The sequence below is a fragment of the Streptomyces sp. NBC_01478 genome (assembly GCF_036227225.1).
Classification (GTDB): domain Bacteria; phylum Actinomycetota; class Actinomycetes; order Streptomycetales; family Streptomycetaceae; genus Streptomyces.
On record NZ_CP109444.1, the window covers coordinates 8,907,037 to 8,923,491 of the forward strand.

At 72.1% G+C, this 16,455-nt stretch carries 13 protein-coding genes and 1 tRNA gene; 6 read left to right on the forward strand and 8 right to left on the reverse strand.

Features of this window, described 5'->3' with window-relative positions; all coding sequences use genetic code 11:
• The first annotated feature begins 7 nt into the window (after window positions 1–7).
• Window positions 8–574 carry a phage tail protein gene (locus OG223_RS39980; protein WP_329259753.1) on the forward strand — a complete coding sequence of 189 codons (567 nt, stop codon included), beginning with the start codon at window positions 8–10 and terminating at the stop codon, window positions 572–574.
• Window positions 571–2,010 carry an NADase-type glycan-binding domain-containing protein gene (locus tag OG223_RS39985; RefSeq protein ID WP_329259756.1) on the forward strand — a complete coding sequence of 480 codons (1,440 nt, stop codon included), beginning with the start codon at window positions 571–573 and terminating at the stop codon, window positions 2,008–2,010. The genes OG223_RS39980 and OG223_RS39985 overlap by 4 nt, the downstream gene beginning before the upstream one ends.
• A 15-nt stretch (window positions 2,011–2,025) precedes the next feature.
• On the opposite strand, the gene OG223_RS39990 is transcribed toward OG223_RS39985, so the two are convergent.
• Window positions 2,026–2,484 (reverse strand): cupin domain-containing protein, encoded by a 459-nt coding sequence (locus OG223_RS39990; protein WP_329259759.1) that lies wholly within the window; start codon window positions 2,482–2,484, stop codon window positions 2,026–2,028.
• Window positions 2,485–2,658: 174 nt separating this feature from the next.
• Between OG223_RS39990 and OG223_RS39995 the strand changes: the two genes are divergently transcribed.
• Complete coding sequence (locus tag OG223_RS39995; RefSeq protein ID WP_329259762.1) at window positions 2,659–3,279, forward strand: TetR/AcrR family transcriptional regulator; 621 nt, start codon at window positions 2,659–2,661, stop codon at window positions 3,277–3,279.
• 34 nt (window positions 3,280–3,313) lie between these two features.
• Here OG223_RS39995 and OG223_RS40000 read toward each other — a convergent pair whose 3' ends face one another.
• The 3 genes from OG223_RS40000 to OG223_RS40010 form a co-directional block, all read right to left on the reverse strand.
• Window positions 3,314–5,695, reverse strand: a complete 2,382-nt coding sequence (locus OG223_RS40000) for a hypothetical protein (RefSeq protein ID WP_329259765.1) — start codon at window positions 5,693–5,695, stop codon at window positions 3,314–3,316.
• A gap of 3 nt (window positions 5,696–5,698) precedes the next feature.
• Window positions 5,699–5,770: transfer RNA gene (locus OG223_RS40005), tRNA-Asn, on the reverse strand.
• A 63-nt stretch (window positions 5,771–5,833) separates the two neighbouring features.
• On the reverse strand, window positions 5,834–6,901 hold the full coding sequence (locus OG223_RS40010) for a lysylphosphatidylglycerol synthase transmembrane domain-containing protein (protein ID WP_329259768.1): 1,068 nt from the start codon (window positions 6,899–6,901) through the stop codon (window positions 5,834–5,836).
• Between the two features lie 231 nt (window positions 6,902–7,132).
• Here OG223_RS40010 and OG223_RS40015 point away from each other — a divergent pair, with 231 nt between their 5' ends.
• Complete coding sequence (locus OG223_RS40015; RefSeq protein WP_329259771.1) at window positions 7,133–8,611, forward strand: glycoside hydrolase family 3 N-terminal domain-containing protein; 1,479 nt, start codon at window positions 7,133–7,135, stop codon at window positions 8,609–8,611.
• Window positions 8,612–8,634: 23 nt separating this feature from the next.
• On the opposite strand, the gene OG223_RS40020 is transcribed toward OG223_RS40015, so the two are convergent.
• On the reverse strand, window positions 8,635–9,891 hold the full coding sequence (locus OG223_RS40020) for a glycoside hydrolase 5 family protein (protein WP_329259774.1): 1,257 nt from the start codon (window positions 9,889–9,891) through the stop codon (window positions 8,635–8,637).
• An 8-nt stretch (window positions 9,892–9,899) separates the two neighbouring features.
• On the opposite strand from OG223_RS40020, the gene OG223_RS40025 reads away from it, so the two are divergent.
• Together OG223_RS40025 and OG223_RS40030 are read left to right on the forward strand one after the other, a co-directional pair.
• Window positions 9,900–10,910: an N-acetylglucosamine kinase gene (locus tag OG223_RS40025; RefSeq protein ID WP_329259776.1), complete on the forward strand. Its 1,011-nt coding sequence runs from the start codon at window positions 9,900–9,902 to the stop codon at window positions 10,908–10,910.
• Entirely contained in the window at window positions 10,907–13,129 is a 2,223-nt protein-coding gene (locus OG223_RS40030) for a glycoside hydrolase family 3 N-terminal domain-containing protein (RefSeq protein ID WP_329259779.1), read from the forward strand. Before OG223_RS40025 ends, OG223_RS40030 begins: the two co-directional genes overlap by 4 nt.
• Here the strand turns inward: OG223_RS40030 and OG223_RS40035 are convergent.
• From OG223_RS40035 to OG223_RS40045, 3 genes are read right to left on the reverse strand one after another with little or no spacing between them, the layout of a single operon-like run.
• On the reverse strand, window positions 13,119–14,003 hold the full coding sequence (locus OG223_RS40035; protein WP_329259781.1) for a carbohydrate ABC transporter permease: 885 nt from the start codon (window positions 14,001–14,003) through the stop codon (window positions 13,119–13,121). The genes OG223_RS40030 and OG223_RS40035 overlap by 11 nt on opposite strands.
• Window positions 14,000–15,013, reverse strand: a complete 1,014-nt coding sequence (locus OG223_RS40040) for a carbohydrate ABC transporter permease (RefSeq protein WP_329259784.1) — start codon at window positions 15,011–15,013, stop codon at window positions 14,000–14,002. The genes OG223_RS40035 and OG223_RS40040 overlap by 4 nt, the downstream gene beginning before the upstream one ends.
• A gap of 2 nt (window positions 15,014–15,015) precedes the next feature.
• Entirely contained in the window at window positions 15,016–16,386 is a 1,371-nt protein-coding gene (locus OG223_RS40045; RefSeq protein WP_329259787.1) for an extracellular solute-binding protein, read from the reverse strand.
• Between the last annotated feature and the right edge of the window lie 69 nt (window positions 16,387–16,455).

Here is a 16,455-nt window from a genome sequence, read left to right on the forward strand (position 1 = left end):
GCCCGCGTTGAGGGGTTCAGTGGACGGCCTCGGCTCCTCCGCGCCGATCGGCGCGATGCTGCCCGCCGTGTTCGCCGACGACGACCTCGCCCAGCGTTTCGTCGCCGGGCTCGACGAGGTCGTAGCGCCGATCCTGAGTGTGCTGGACTGCCTGGACACGTACTTCCGGCCGTCGCTCGCACCGCTCGACTTCGTGCAGTGGCTGGGGAGTTGGGTCGGTGCCGAGACCGACGGCAGTGAACCGGAGGAGCGACTGCGCGCCGCCGTGGCCGCCGCCACCTATCTGCACCGCATCCGCGGCACCCGACGCGGACTGGCCGAAGCCGTCCGGCTCGCGTTCGGGGTCGAACCCGAGATCACCGAGAGCGGCGCCGCCGACTGGAACGCCCGCCCGCTCGGCCCGGTACCCGGCGAACGCAGCCCCCGGCTGCACGTACATCTGCGGCTGCCCGCGCCGACCACGCTGGACACCCACCGGCTGGACGCCCTCGTGGCGGCCGCCCGCCCCGCCCACATGCCGTACACGGTCCAGGTCACCACCACCGTGCCCGCCGAAAGGAACCCCGAGAGATGACGACCACCCAGAGCTGCGCCGAATGCGGAACCCGCGCGGAACCGGGCCAGTCGTTCTGCGACTCCTGCGGTGCCGTCCTGAGCTGGACGGACCGCGCGGGCGCACGCACCGGGGCCGCGGGGAGCGCGGCGGCCGACGGCCCGGGCCGGGACACGAACGACGCGAACGGCGCACGGGACAACAGGGTCCCGGCGCAAGGGAGTTCGGTCCTGGACGACCCTGCGGCCCGACTGGACGCCCTGTCCCTGCGCCTGGACGCCCTGGCCGCCGGCGGCTCGTACGACTCCGTCGGAGCGACCACCGCACAGGACCCGGCGAACGCGGACACCTCCGGTGGCACCACGACGTCCCACCCGTCCGGCGGGTCCACGACGTCGCACCCGTCGGGTGGGTCTACGACTTCGCACCCGTCCGGCGGTCCTGCAACCCACCCCGCGTCCGGCGGCAGCACGTCCTACCCCGACCCGTGGCCGACTCCGCCCTCCGTGCCCGACGCCCGCACCCAACCGGTCCCCGCCACCACGCCGGAGTCACCGGAATCCGAGGCCGAGCGCGCCCGGCGTCTCCTCGTCCCGGTCTCCGACCCGGAGCCCCGCCAGGCCCCCTCCGTCGCCCCGGTCCTGCCCGGCCGCCCGGTGGCCGCGCGCCCGCAGTCCGTCCGGGCACCCGGTGTCGAACCCGGTGCCGCGGGCGGGGTGCCCTGCCCCTGGTGTGCGACGGCCAACCGGCCCGACCGGCACTACTGCGCCCGCTGCGCGATGCCCATGGCCGGCGACGAGCAGGCCCCCGGCCGGCTGCCGTGGTGGCGGCGGCTGCTCACGTTCCGGAACGGCGAGATCCCGTGGGCGGGCGACCGGCCGCGGCTGCGCCGTACCTTCGACCGGGTGCTGACCTGGCTCGGTGCCGCGATCGTGCTGACCCTGCTGATCGTGCTGGCCGTCAACATCCCGCGTGGCGTGGACGCGGCCAAGGACCACTTCGCCAAGCGGGCCCCCGTCTACCCGGACCGCGTCACCGCCTCCCGCTCCTTCCCCGGGCACAAGCCGGAGCTTGCCTTCGACCGGCTGAACAACACCTGGTGGGGGCCGGGGGTGAGCCAGTCGGGCAAGGGCCAGTGGCTGGAGGCGCGATTCGACGAGCCGACCCGGCTGCTGGACCTGATGATCACCCCGGGCGTCTCCACCCGCCCCGACCAGCTCACCCAGTCGGCGCTCCCGCACCGGATCGAGGCGGAGATCACCCTGGCCGACGGCAAGAAGATCACCCGTCAGCTCACCCTCGACCAGGGGGCGGGTGCCCAGCGCCGTTCCTTCCGGGTCGGCACGGTCACGGCGGTCCGCTTCACCATCGAGTCCGCCTACGGAACCTCAGGGAAGAAGCAAGTGGCCATCGCCGAGATCGAGTTCTTCGGCCCGTCGAACTCCGGCGGTTCCTGAGACACGGCGGTCGGCTCAGGCGTAGTCGGTCGAGGGGACCGTGGCGTAGCGGCTCATCATCTCGATCGTCGACTCGGCGTTGAACTCCCGGCCGCCGGCGATCATGTCCCTCAGGTCGCGGAAGTACTGCACGAACAGGTCGGGCGTGAAGGTGTTGATCATCACCGCCGGTTCGTCGCCGGGGTTGGCGAAGGTGTGCGGGGCGCCGGGCGGGATCATCGCGAGGGTGCCCGCCGGGGCGATGTGGACGGTCTCGCCGATGGTGAACCGCACGGTGCCGGAGACGACGTAGAAGCCCTCGTCGTGCTGCGCGTGGCGGTGCTGCGGGGGGCCCTGGGTGTGCGGGGCGATGGTGATCTCGCCGATGCCGAGGCGGTGGCCGGTGGTGCTGCCGTCCTCCAGGATGCGCATCGTGACCGGGCCCAGCCGCATGGTCTCGCCGTCGTCCGGACCGACCACGGACACCTCGTTCATCGCCGACTCCCCTGTGTTCTCCGCGTGTTGGGCGCTCCACGCCGTGGTGCGCCGTCCCGCACACTAGGCGGGCGGCTCTCGTTATGCAAGCGAACTCTTATGATGAGAGCTGTTTGTGATAACGTGCGGAGGACGGTGGGCGACGACGAGCGAATACGGGGAAGTGACGCACCGATGGCGACAGCACAGACGGACACGGGCCGCAGCAATCAGAAGAAGCGCACCCGTACGGCGATCGTCGAGGCGGCCCGCGGACTGATCGGCGGCGGCAGCGAGGTGACGATGCCCGAGGTCGCCCGCGCGGCCCTGGTCTCCGAGGCCACCGCCTACCGCTACTTCCCTGACCTGCCTTCGCTGATCGGCGAGGCCCTGGCCGGTGTCTGGCCCGACCCCGTCGACGCGCTCGCCCCGGTCGCCGACTCCCGCGATCCGGTCGAACGGGTCGCGTTCGCCTGCGAGTTCCTGCTCCGTGGCACCCTGGCCCGGCAGGGCGGGGTGCGCGCGATGATGGCGGCGACCATCGTCCGCCCCGACGCGGCGAACATGCGCCCCGGCGTCCGCTTCGGGCTCATCGACCACGCACTGTCCCCCCTGGCGGCCACCCTCGGAGTGACGGACCCGGACGCCTTCACCCAGCTCAAGCGGAGCCTCGCCGTGGTCGTCGCCGCGGACGCCCTGTTCACCCTCACCGACCAGTGCGGCCTCACCCCCGACGAGGCGATCACCAGCGCCGTCCGCACGGCGACGACCCTGACGGAGGCGGCGGTGCGCGCGGCGGCGGAGGGGGAGGGCTAGGGGCGCCCAGTACCTCTCAACTGGTGGGTACCTCTCAACTGTCCTTTCTCGCTATGGCAGTCGGGTCGGCCACCAGCCAGTGGCCGTCCGTGGTCCAGCCGAGCAGACGGCGGGCGCGGCCCCCGTCCGCCGAGCCGTCGGGGGCGAAGGCGCCGCCGTCCGCGACCAGGCGCAGCCCGGCCAGGGCGGGTGCCAGGCGGGCGGTGACATGGGCGGGGTGGCGGGCCGCCGCCGCGTCCAGGTCGTCGAGCACACGGCGCTGTTCGGCGGGCGGGCAGAGGGACAGGAAGAACACCGACTGCCGCCAGGCGTACGCCGCGTCCTTGACGGCGGGGTACGGCCACGGGTTGCGGTGCACCCGGGCCGTCAGCCGGCACACGGTGCCGAAAGCGCGGCGCGCCAGGTCGGCCCACCCCGGCCCGGGGGCGATGCCGACCCGGCGGACCAGCGTGGCCAGGTTGTGCGTGGTCAGGATCTGGCCCTGCTCGATCACCTTGCCGTCGGCCGCCACCCAGGGTCCGGCGGACGCGGACTCGGACGACCCCGCCGGTGCCGAGGACGCCACCGCGGCCCGCTCCGCGCACAGCCGCGCGAACCCCGGAGAGGTCCGGGGCCCGCCCGAGCGGCCCGCCGCCTTGCCCGCCGCTCCGCTCGCCTCGCGTGCCTCGGTGATCGCCAGCTCGCGGATCGCCGCGTAGTCGATGCCGTAGTACCGCTCGTACAGCGAACCACCGAGCAGCTCGCCCGCGATCCCGGCCGCCACCAGGAACTTGGGGCCGAACGCGTCCATGAAGATGTCCGCGGCCAGCTCCTCCACCAGCGGAGCGCCCAGGCCCGACTGGCGTGCGAGCACGCCGAGTTCGCGCACGAGCGGGTTGGGCAGGATCGTGCCCGGGAACCCCCGCACGGCCAGCTCGCCCAACTGCCGTAGCAGCAGGGCCGCTTCGGCCGTGCCGTCGCCGCGCTGCGCGGCCACCGCCCGCACCCAGGGCAGTTCCTCGATCCGGACCTGGTGCTCCAGGTTGAGCAGGAGCAGCGAACGGCGGTTGCGGAACGCGCGGTAGTTCGCGGCCATCAGCGTCCGCAGCGCCTTGTCCTCGTAGCTCCGCGCGGTGGTGACGGCGACCAACCGCGGTACCAGTGCGGCCAGTACCTCGGCCGACGGGACGACTGCCCGCTCCACCAGGGTGGCGACCGGTGCGCTCAGCGCGCCCTCGACCAGCCGCCTCAGGACAGGCGGGAGTTGGGCACCGGCGGGGACGCCGGTCTCCCGCTCCTCCGGTCCGGACACGGGGGCGAGCACGGGGGTGAGATCGGCGATGCCCGACTCCTGGGGCAGCACGGCGAGCCGGCGCAACGCCACCTGTGCGAGGGCGTGATGGGAGGGCAGAGCGGCCTGGACCCGCTGCGCGCCCCGCAGTTCGGTGTGCGCCGGCGATCCCGGCAGACCGCGCCGCCGCACCATCGACGCGACGGCGTTCCGCAGCAGCCCGAGCCGACGCGCGTCCAACTCCCGCCCGGCGACGGTCTCTTCCAGTGCGCCGCGCAGAATGCCCAGATTCCCCTTGGGACTGCGGTGCTTTCCGCAGTGGGTGTGCTCCTCGGCCAGCAGCCGGTACCGGTCCAACAGGGCGGCGCCGCGCTCCAACCAGGCCTCGTCGGGGGCGAGTTCGAGCACCCGGCCGTCCTCCCCGCCCGCCGTCCCCAGCCAGTGGACGAGCAACTCGTCCCCGAACGGCAGCCATACGGCGAGCGCCTCGCGCTCCGCCTCCACGGCCGCGTTCGGCCGCCGCCGGACCAGCCTGTCCACGGTGTCGGAGACGCTACGGCGGTGCAGCGCGTCGGTGACGTCCGACACCGGCCGGCCGGTTGACGGGCGCGGCAGGAACCGGAGGTGACCGGCGAACGGCTCCAGCTCCGCGACCAGGTCCAGCGCGGCGGCCGTCTCCCCGTGCCGCACCAGCCACGCCATGGTGAGCAGCGCGCACTCCTCGGGCACGGTCACCTCGTACCGCCCACTGTTCAACTGCCCCCACAGCCAGGTGAGTCCGGTGTCGGTGAGACAGTGGGCGAACAGCGCCCGCCGGTCCGCGGGCACGCCGAACTGCTCCGCGAGCCGCGTCTCGTACGACTGGAGCGGGCCGCCCGCGCCCGGGGTGCCCGTGGCGAAGCCGCCGCGCACCACCTCGGGGGTGACCCAGGCCGGGAGCCCGGCGACCGGGGTGCGCGAACCGACCGTCAGCAGACCGCCGGCCATCCCGGCGAGCACCGCACGCCAGCGCTCCACACGGCCCTCCGCGCGACGGCGGGTCTCGGTGTCCTCGTGGGTCAGGGCGGTCGTGAAGGCCTTGGCCAACTGGCCCCGGGCATAGCCGGGGGCCGCGGTGAGGTGCTGCTGCTCAGCGTCGTCGTCCATAAGCCGGCGTGGCAGGTCCTGCCCCTGCGCCCTCCGGGAGAACAGCCCGGTGCTCTGCTGCTGAGCTACACGCCGATGACCAGCGACGCTAGACGCGGAACGGGCCGCCGTACAAGGGGATTTCGGTCATGGTGCCGTCTATAGCACCTTCCGGTGGACCAGTGCCGACAGCAGCAACGCGCCCGGCAGCAGCGGTACCCACACCGTCAGGACGCGGTAGCCGATAACGCTCGCCGTGGCCAGATCCATGGGGGCGCCGAACGCGACCATCGTGAACACCGTCGCCGCGTCCACCGGACCGATCCCGCCGGGGGCGGGAACGGCACCGACGGCGGTGCTGGCGGCGAGGAACGCGAGCACGACCTGCGCCCAGGACAGCGGCAGGCCGAGCGAGGCGCCGACCGAGAAGATCACGGTGGCCTGGAGCACGGGAGCGGCGGCGGCGCCGCCCCACAGGGCGAGGATCCGGCTGGGCATGGTGTGCAACTGCCGTACGTCGGTCAGGGCGGTGCGGACACCGCGGAGCGCCGGGCGGCGCAGTCGGGGGACGGCGGTCAGCAGGACGGCAGCCGTGGCGAGAGCGGTCCCCAGACCGCCGAGGGCGAGGACCAACGACCAGCCGGCGGGAACCAGTTGGCCAAAACGCAGCATCTCGGGGAAGGCGACGAGGAAGACGATCAGGACGAGCGTCTTCGCGATCGGCCGGACGAGCGAGTACAGGGCGAGCGAGGCGGTGGCACGGGCGAGGGGGATGCCGCGGCCCTGGAGGAAGCGCAGCGTGACGGCGTGGGCGCCGATGCTGGCCGGCAGCGCGTGGTTGGCGGCGCCGGCGGCGAACTGGGAGGCGATGAGCAGACCGGTGGGCAGCCGTTCGGGCACGGCGCCCTGGCGGACCAGGGCGGCGGTGCCCCAGCCGAGGCAGGTGAAGAAGAACGCGGCGAGCAGCCACCAGGGGTCGGCGGAGGCGAGCCGGGCCGTGCCCTCGTACATGGCACGCCAGTCGACCGCCGCCCACACGGCGATCAGCAGCAGGGGCAGCAGCGCCAGCACCCTGGTGGCGAGGCGCGCGGCGGAGGGGAGGCGGAGGGAGACGGGGACGGGGACGGGGGTGAGGGTGGGGGTGGCTACGGGGACGGGGACGGGAGTGGGGCCGGTGGTGGAGACGGGGAGCGGCCCGGGGAGGTCTTCGAGCGGAAGCAGGGACACGTGGTGAAACGTTCCCGTCCGGTATGACGTCGTGGTGTCCGTAAGCGGAAGGGGCGCGGGCGGCTGGGCGACGCGGATGACGCGCATGGCCTGAAGGGCACGGGTGAACGCACCGGCCGTACCACCGGCACCACCCACACCATCGCCCACGCCACCACCCCAGATCATTGCCTGAATCAACAATCCATCGGTTTGTTGACTTTAGGTTGAGCGAGCCATTTGAATTCCAGTATGACCCACGCCGAGCGTACGTCCGCCGCCGTCACCGACCTGCCCGTCGACCTCGACGAGGCGGCCCACCGCTGTCTGGTCGCCGGGTTCGACGGCACGACGACCGTGCCGGACACGCTCAAGCGGCTCATCGACCGCGGCCTCGGCGGGGTCATCCTCTTCACCCGCAACGTGCGCGACGCCGAGCAGGTGCGCCGGCTCACCGACGAACTCCGCGCCGTCCGCCCCGACCTGGTCGTGGCCATCGACAACGAGGGCGGCGACATCGGCCACCTGGTGAACGCCGGTGCCCCGGACGTCCCCGGCTCCTACGCCCTCGGAGTCGCCGACGACCCGGCCCTGACCGCCCGCTGCGCCGACGCGCTCGCCGGTCACCTCGCCACGCTCGGCATCACGGCCTCCTACGCACCCGTCGCCGACCTCCAGCACCAGCCGCGCAACCCGATCGTGCGGACCCGCTCCTTCGGCGCCGACCCAGATCTGGCCGCCCGCCACCTCCGCGCTTGGATCACCGCCACCGACACCCGAGGCATCGCCTCCTGTGCCAAGCATTTCCCGGGCCACGGCGGCACAATCACCGACAGCCACCACGGCATCGCGATCGACCCGCGGCCCCACGACGAACTCCTGGTCGACCTCGCACCGTTCCGCGCCGCGATCGCCGCGGGCGTGCCCATGCTGATGAGCGCCCACGTCGTCTTCCCGGCCCTGGACGCCAACCGCCCCGCCACCCTCAGCCGCCGTATCCTCGGCGATCTGCTCCGCCTCGAACTCGGCTTCGACGGCGTCCTGGTGAGCGACGCGCTGGAGATGAAGGCGATCGCCGACGCGTACGGCGAAGCGGCCGGCGCCAGGATCGCCCTCGCCGCCGGAGCGGACCAAGTGATCGTCGCCGTACCGGACTTGGAGGTCACCCTGGGCTGCCGGGACGCCGTGCTCGACGCGTTGCACTCGGGCGTGCTGGCCGAGGAGCGGGTGTGGGAGGCGGCCGACCGGGTACGGCGGCTCGCCGAGCGGTACGCGACCCCGCGCCGGACGGTCGCCGCCTGGGACGCGGACGCGGGACTGGAGGCGGCCCGCCGCGCCGTGCGCACCCGGACCCTGCCGCCGCCGCTGCACGGCGCCCATGTCGTCGACCTGTTCCCGGCCCCGCACCCCGCCCTGAACTGGGGCGGCGAGGACCTCCTCACCGAACTCCGCGCGATCGACCCCACGGCCACCGGCACCGCGCTCAACGCGGAACCGGCCGACCCCGCCGCCCTCGTCGACGGGATCCTCCGCACGGGCGCCCCGCTGGTCGTCGCCACCTCCGACGCCGGCCTGCACCCCTGGCAGGCCCGACTGCGCGACACCCTGGCCGCCCGGCGACCCGACGCCGTCCTGATCGACACCGGACTGCCCGAAGGCGGCGCCCTCTGCTCCTACGGGCGCGGGCGGGTCAACCTGCGGGCGGTCGCGGAGGTACTGGCGGGCGCGTGAGCGTCACGTCAGGTGGACGACCTTCATCGCATGCGTACGACTTCCTTGATGCCCCGCGCCGCCAAGTACCCCTCGTCCTCGGCCCGTTCGGCCAGCACCACCGCCGGGCGGACGCCCTCCGCGCGCAGCCGCATCCACTCCTCGAAGTACGCGCCACCCGGTCCGGACACCGAGCGGGTCGCCGGGGTGCAGTCCAACACCAGGGCCGTGTCGCGGAGTTGGACGGTGTGCGGCTCGGCGATCGCGGCGGCGAAGGCCTCGGCGATCGGCTTGGCGCGGCCCGCCGAGTCGAACAGGCCCAGCGTGTACTCGAGTTCGGGATAGTCGGCGAGCGAGCGGTCCACGTCGTGCGAGCACCACCAGGTCACCCCCCACAGCCCATCGCACTCTGCCGCGTTGCGCACGGTCGCCCGCGCGAACTCCGGGGCGTCGGCCGCCGGGATGTGCGGCTCGGGCGCGCCGGTCTCCTGGACCCAGACGGGCCGGGCCGGGTCGGTGGCGTACGCCTTCGCCAACTCCGTTCCGTACTCGGCGAGATGGAGAACCTGCGGCGAGCGCGGGCCGTACCGGCGGGCGCAGTCCCCGGAGAACACCCACGGGTGGACGGTGGTCAGATCGCCCTTGCGGGCCGAGGCCTCCGGGGTGAACGGATGGTCGTCGCCGTACCAGGCCGCGTCGTACGCGGAGTGCGTGACCAGACGGTCCGCCGGCAGATGCTCGCGGGCGGCGGCCAGCAGCGTGTCGAGATAGTGGTCCACCTCGGCCGGCGTCACCGGGTTGTGCTCCACCAAGTTGTTGAGCTCGTTGCCGAGTTGGAGGCCGATCAGGTTCGGGCGGTCGGCGAGGGCCGCGCCCAGCGTGCGCAGCAGCTCCGCCTGGGCGGTGATCGTCTCCGGGTCGGTGAACACATTGCGGTGGTGCCAACTGCGGGTCCACTCCGGGTAGAAGTCGAAGCTCGACAGATGGCCCTGGACCCCGTCCACGAGGACGTCGAGACCCGCCTCGCCCGCCAGATCGACCAGGTGCACCAACTGGTCCACGGCGGCTTTGCGGATGAGCGTGCGGTTGGGCTGGAGCAGCGGCCAGAGGTGGAAGATCCGGACGTGGTCCAGGCCGAGCCCGGCTATCTGGGCCAGATCCTCGCGGGCGTGCGCCGGGTCGAAGTCGTGCCAGGAGTGGAACCAACCGCGGCGCGGCGTGTAGTTGACGCCGAAGCGGAGCGTAGGAATGGGATCCTCCCCAGGTCCGGTCTTGCTCTCCCTGAATGTATCAACCACCATAGTCAGTAATGAGCAATGATTTGAACCAAGAACGCGCGGTTGATCTCGTCGTCGGCCTCGATGCCGGAGGCACCCGCACCCGTGCCGTCCTCGCCGCCGCCGAGGACGGGCGCGTGTTCGGCGAGGGCGCGGCCGGCCCCGGCAACGCCCTGACCGTCCCGGTGCCGCGCCTCACCGATCACCTGGCCGAGGCGATCGGGCAGGCCGTCCCCGAGCGGGCGCGCGCCCGGGTCGTCGCGGTGTCCGGCGGCTTCGCGGGCGCCACGGCCGCCTCCACCGAGGAGCCGGGACACGTCAACGCCCGCACCGCCCTCACGGCCGCGCTGCGCCGCCTCGGCGTCCCCGCCGACCGGCTCCGCATCTGCAGCGACATCGAGGCGGCCTTCGCCTCCGCCCCCGGCGCCCCGGCGGACGGCCTCGCGCTGGTCGCCGGCACCGGCGCGGTCGCCCTGCGCATCACCGGTCGCCGCACCACGGCCACCGTGGACGGCGACGGCTGGCTCCTCGGCGACGACGGCAGCGGCTTCTGGATCGGCCGGAGCGCGGTACGCGCGGCCCTGCGCATGGCGGACGGCCGCGGCCCTACTACCCTGCTGGCCGGCTCGGTCGGGCAGGCACTCGGAGTGCCGGCCGAGGCGCTGCCCGGCACCGCCGACTGGTCCCGCGCCCACCGCGAGGCCTACCGCATGCACGTCCTCCCCGCCGTGATGGCCGAACTCCCCATCCGCCTGGCCCGCTTTGCCCCCCTGGTCGTCGAGGCCGCCGCGGACAAGGACACCGTGGCGGAGGAGATCCTCGGCCAGGCGGCATACCAACTGACCGCCACGGTCCGGGCGTTGGAGCCGGGCCCCGGCGAGCGGATCGTCGCCACCGGCGGCCTCCTCGGCCCCGAAGGCCCCCTGACCGGCCCCCTCACCGCCCGCCTCCACACCCTCGGCCTCACCCTCGACTGGGTACCGGACGGCTGCCGGGGCGCGGTCGCCCTCGCCCGGCTCGCGTACGACGGTGCCGACCGATGACCGACACCACGACCCCCCTCTACCGCGACCCCGACGCCCCCGTGGACACCCGGGTCCGCGACCTCCTCGCCCGGATGACCCTGCGCGAGAAGGTCGGCCAGCTCAACCAGCGGATGTACGGCTGGGACGCCTACCGCCGCACTCCCGACGGCTTCGAACTCACCGACGCCCTCCGCGCCGAGACCACCCGCTTCGCCGGACTCGGCGCGCTCTACGGCCTGTTCCGCGCCGACGCCTGGTCCGGCGTCGACCACACCAACGGCCCCGGCGCCCAAGACAGCGCCACCTTGGCCGAGTTGGTGCAACGCCATGTCATCGGGAGCAGCCGGCTCGGCATCCCGGCGCTGTTCGTCGAGGAGGTGCCGCACGGCCACATGGCCCTCGACGGCACGGTCCTCCCGGTCAACCTGGCCGTCGGCGCCACCTGGGACCCCGACCTGTACGAGCGGGCCGCCGCCCACGCCGCCGCCGAACTCCGCGCCCGCGGCGCCCACTTGGCCCTGGTCTCCGCCCTCGACATCGCCCGCGACCCGCGCTGGGGCCGCACGGAGGAGTGCTTCGGCGAGGACCCGCACCTCGCCGCCCGCCTCACCGAGGCGCTGGTGCGCGGGATGCAGGGCGAGCCCGATGGCGACTTCGCTCCCGACAAGGCCCCCGTCGTCCTCAAGCACTTCGCCGGACAGGGCGCCACGGTCGGCGGCCGCAACTCCGCCGAGTCCGAACTCGGTCTCCGCGAACTCCACGAGATCCACCTCCCCGCGGCCCGCGCCGGAGTCCGCGCCGGGGCCGCCGCCCTCATGTCCGCCTACAACGAGGTCGACGGCCTGCCCTGCTCCGGCAACCGCGCGCTGCTGACCCAACTCCTGCGCGAGGACTGGGGTTTCGAGGGCCTGGTGATGGCCGACGGCCTCGCCGTGGACCGGCTGGCCCGTATCACCGGTGACAAGGTCTCGGCCGGCGCCCTCGCACTCAACGCCGGTGTCGACCTGAGCCTGTGGGACGAGGGCTTCACACATCTGGAGGAGGCGGTCGAGCGGGGGCTGGTGAGCGAGGAGACCGTCGACACCGCCACCGCCCGCGTACTCCGCCTGAAGTTCGGCCTCGGCCTCTTCGAACACCCCTACGCCACACCCGAGTTGCCCTCGCCGCAGCAGGGCAGGAAGCTGAGCACGGCCCTCGCCCGAGCCGCGGTCACCCTCCTCCACAACGACGGCGGTGTCCTGCCCATCCCGCCGACCGTCTCCCGTATTGCGGTCATCGGACCCCAATCCGCCACCTACGCATACCAGTTGGGCGACTACACGGCACCCCAGCGCGGCGGCATCAGCGTCCTCGACGGCCTACGGCGACTCGCCCCGCCCGGCACCGACCTCCGCCACGCCCCCGGCTGCGCCCTCACCGGCGACGACCTCTCCGGCATCCCCGAGGCGGTCGCCACGGCCGCCGCCTCCGACCTGGCCGTCCTGGTGCTGGGCGGCAGCAGCGCCCGTACCCCCGACACGGACTTCGACGCCAACGGGGCCGCACGGAACGCCGTTTCGGAGATGACGTGCGGCGAGGGAGCCGACCTCGCGGGCCTGGGCCTCGGCCGCGCCCAGCACGCCCTCCTGGACGCGGTCACCGCCACCGGCACCCCCACGGCGGTCGTCCTGATCCAGGGCCGCCCGCACGTCGTCCCCGAACGGGCGGGCGCGCTGCTCACCGCCTGGTACCCCGGCCCGCGGGGCGGCGAGGCCATCGCCGAAGTACTCCTCGGCCGGGCCGAACCGACCGGCCGCCTGCCCGTGTCCGTCCCGCGCTCGGTGGCCCAACTCCCCGTCTACTACAACCACAAGGACACCGAGTACGGCGGCTACGTGGACGCCGACGCCGAGCCGCTGTACTCCTTCGGGCACGGGCTGTCGTACACGAGCTTCGCGTACGGTCCGCCACGCCTCGCGGGGGACGTGATCGAGGTCGACGTCACCAACACCGGGAAACGGCACGGGCGTTCGGTCGTCCAGGTCTACCTCCGGCGGCTGCTCACCCCGGTGTGGCCGCGCACGCTCGAACTGCACGCCTTCCAGGGCGTCGAGTTGGCGCCGGGGGAGAGCCGTAGGGTCGAGATCCCCTTCGGCACCGACCGGTTGGAGCAGGTCGGTGCCGTGGAGATCCGGGTCGCGGAGTCCGCCCGGGCGGCGCTCGCCGTCGAACCCCTCGTCGTACGACTCAGAGCTTGACGGCTCCGGCCGACACACCCTTGTAGAACCAGCGTTGGGTGATGACGAACAGCACCAGCACCGGGATCACGGAGATCACCGAACCGGCCATCACCACCCGCTGGTCGTAGCCGAACGACGAACTCTGCAGTCGTGAGAGGCCCAGCGTCAGCGTCATGTGGTCTTCCGAGCGGAGCACGATCAGGGGCCAGAGGAAGTCGTCCCAGGCGCTGATGAAGGTGTTGATGGTGACCACCATGATCGCGCCCCACGCGGACGGCAGGTAGAGATAGCGGAAGCGCTGCCACTCGCTCGCGCCGTCCAGCATCCCGGAGTCCTCGATCTCGCGCGGCACGGCCAGGAACGCGCCGCGCATCAGCAGGACGTTGATCGCGCCGACGAAGCCGGGCAGCCATACGCCCACCACGCTGTCGACCAGGCCGAGGTCGCGGATGCTCAGGAACAGCGACACCATGATCGACTCGAAGGGGAACATCATGGAGGCGACCAGGAGGATCCAGACCGCCCGACGGCCCTTCCAGGCGGGCTTGGAGAGCATGTAGCCGGCGGTGGTGGAGAACAGCAACTGGCTTGCCACCGACAGGAGTACGACGATCAGGCTGTTCCTGATGTACGTCACCACCGGGACCTGGCTGAAGACCTCGCGGTAGGCGTGCAGGGTCGGGTGGTGCGGCAGCAGGGAGGCGTTCGCGCCGAAGACGTCCTCGCCGGTGCCCTTGAGCGAGGCCAGGAACTGCCAGATCAGCGGGCCGACCGTGAGGCCCAGGACGAGGAGCAACAGCAGGTAGCGGACGAGGAGTTCGCGGGGGCGGCCGTAGTCCCGCCAACGGGGTGTCAGGCGGCGGGACTTGGGCCGCACTGTGGTCGCCGTCATGACTCGTCCTCCTTCGTGAGGCGCTGCGCCAGCAGGGTCAGACCCAGGGTCAGGACGAACAGCGCCACGCTCACCGCCGAGCCGTAACCGGCGTTTCCGGTGATGGGGTCCAGGCCGACGTCCCGGATGTAGAAGGGCAGCGTGCGGTCGGCGCCGCCGGGGCCGCCGGTGGAGCTGCCGAGCATGTAGATCTCGGTGAACACGCGCAGCGAACCGATGCCGGTGAGGGTGCCGACCAGCATCATCGCCTGCCGAACGCCGGGCACGGTGATGTGCCAGAAGCGGCGGGCGGCACCGGCGCCGTCCATGGAGGCGGCCTCGTGCAGTTCTTTTGGAACGTTCCCGAGGGCGGCCAGGTAGAAGACCATGTACCAGCCGAGGCCCTTCCACAGGGTCAGGCCCATCGCGGAGAGCAGGATCAGCCACGAGTCGGACAGGAACGGGACGGCCGACCGGATCAAGTGGGCCTTCTCCAGCCAGGTGTTGACCAGTCCGTCGTCCGCCAGCAGCCACTGCCAGCTCAGGCCGACGACCACGCTGGAGGCGAGCACCGGGGTGTAGAAGGCCGAACGGAAGAAGCCGATGCCGGGCAGGTTCTTCTCCACCAGGACGGCCAGCAGCAGCGGCAGCAGCACCATCAGCGGGACGACGATCACGGCGTACAGGACGCTGTTGCGGGTCGCCAGCCAGAAGTCCGAATCACCCAGCATCCGGGTGTAGTTGGAGAACCCGACGAAGCTCGCGGCGCCGCCGAGCGGCTTGGCGTCCGTGAACGACAGCAGCAGCGTGTTGAGGAACGGGAACACCCCGAACACCGCCGCGCAGACGATCGCTGGAGCGGTCCAAAGCCAGGGCAGCCACCAACGGCGGTACAGCGCGGCCCCGTTGGCGCCGGGCGCGGGGCCGGGGAGGACGGCCCGGGCGATCCTACGTATGCGGGCCGTGCCCGGTGCGGAGGCGACGGCCTCCGCACCGGGCACGGACACCGGCTTCGCGGTCTGTGTCGCCACCGTCAACCAGCCTGCTTCAGCAGCTCGTTGGCCTTGGCCTGGGCGTCCTTGACGGCCTGCGCCGGGCTCTTCTTGCCCTGCATGGCAAGCTGTACCTGGGACACGATCGCGTTCTGCACGGCCGGCGAGAGGTTGGTCTGGTAGGCCGTGGTCGTCTTGAGCTGGTCGGCGACCAGCTTGCGGGCCTGCGCGAACTGGTCGGTGCCGCTGACATCTTGGAAGAACGGGTCGTTGAGCGAGGTGGTCGTGGTCGGGAAGATCACCACGTCCGGGTCCTTGGCCCAGGCCGTCTGGTTCTCGGCGTTGGTGAGGTACTCCGCGAACGCCAGTGCCACGGGGGCGTGCTTGCTGGTCGCGGCGACCGAGACGTACTGCGGGGCACCGGTGGTGTGGCCGAGCGCGTCGAAGGGCTGCTGACCGACGCCTGTCTTGGCGTAGATCGAGGGGCTGTTCTGCTTCACGAACCGCACATAGCTCGGGTTCGTCGAGCCGTAGGCGACCTTGCCCTGCGTGTACGGCGTGGACGGGTCGCTGCTGGAGGACAGCGAGTCCTTCGGCATCGCGCCCTCCTTGTACAGCTTCGCCATCCACGAGACCCACTGCGTGGTGCGCGGATCGTCCGCGAACACCGCCGACTTGCCGTCGCTGGAGAGGGTCTTGATGTTCATCTGGTCGAAGTCCGCCGGGATGCGCCAGATCGGGTTGGCCATCGTCGCGTAGTACTTGCCCTTGGCCGACTTGGCGATCTTCTCGTAGTCGGCGAACAGCCCGAAGATCGTCGTCGGCGGCTTCGCGGGATCGATCCCGGCCTTCTTCAACAGGTCGGTGTTGTAGGTCAGGACGATGCCGCCGGTGTACCAGGGGAGCACGGTGTGCAGCGCGGAGCCCGAGGCGTCCTTGAAGGTGCTGGTCTTCCAGAACGCGGGGACGAACGGCTTGCCGACGTCGGGGTCCTTGACGCCCAGGTTGAGCAGATAGCCCGCCTTCGTGAGGGCCGTCGCCGTCTCGGCGTTGAGGTTGATGACGTCGGGCAGCGTGCAGGCCTGGGCGTCGGCGACATTGCGCTGGGTGAAGGTGCTGTCGCCCGGGTCGTCGATCCACTTGACCGACGTACCGGGGTGGGCCTTCTCGAAGGACTTGATGACCCCGTTGAAGAAACTCCCGAAGTCCTTCTTCAGGTTGGTGGTCTGGAAGGTGATGCCGCCCTTCACCTCACCGGTGAGCTTCCCGGACCCCACGTTGCCCTTGTCGACCTTGCAGCCGCCCGCGGTGGAGTCGCTGTCGCCCGAGCCGCCGGACAGCCCGCAGCCGGCGGCCGTCAGGGTGAGGACGATGATCCCCACCATCGATCCGGTCAGTCTTCCTGTGCGCATCGCTGCCCTCCTGAGCACCAGCCAACCACTGGTTCAATTAACCAACTTCGACCTTGATTGATGAAAAGG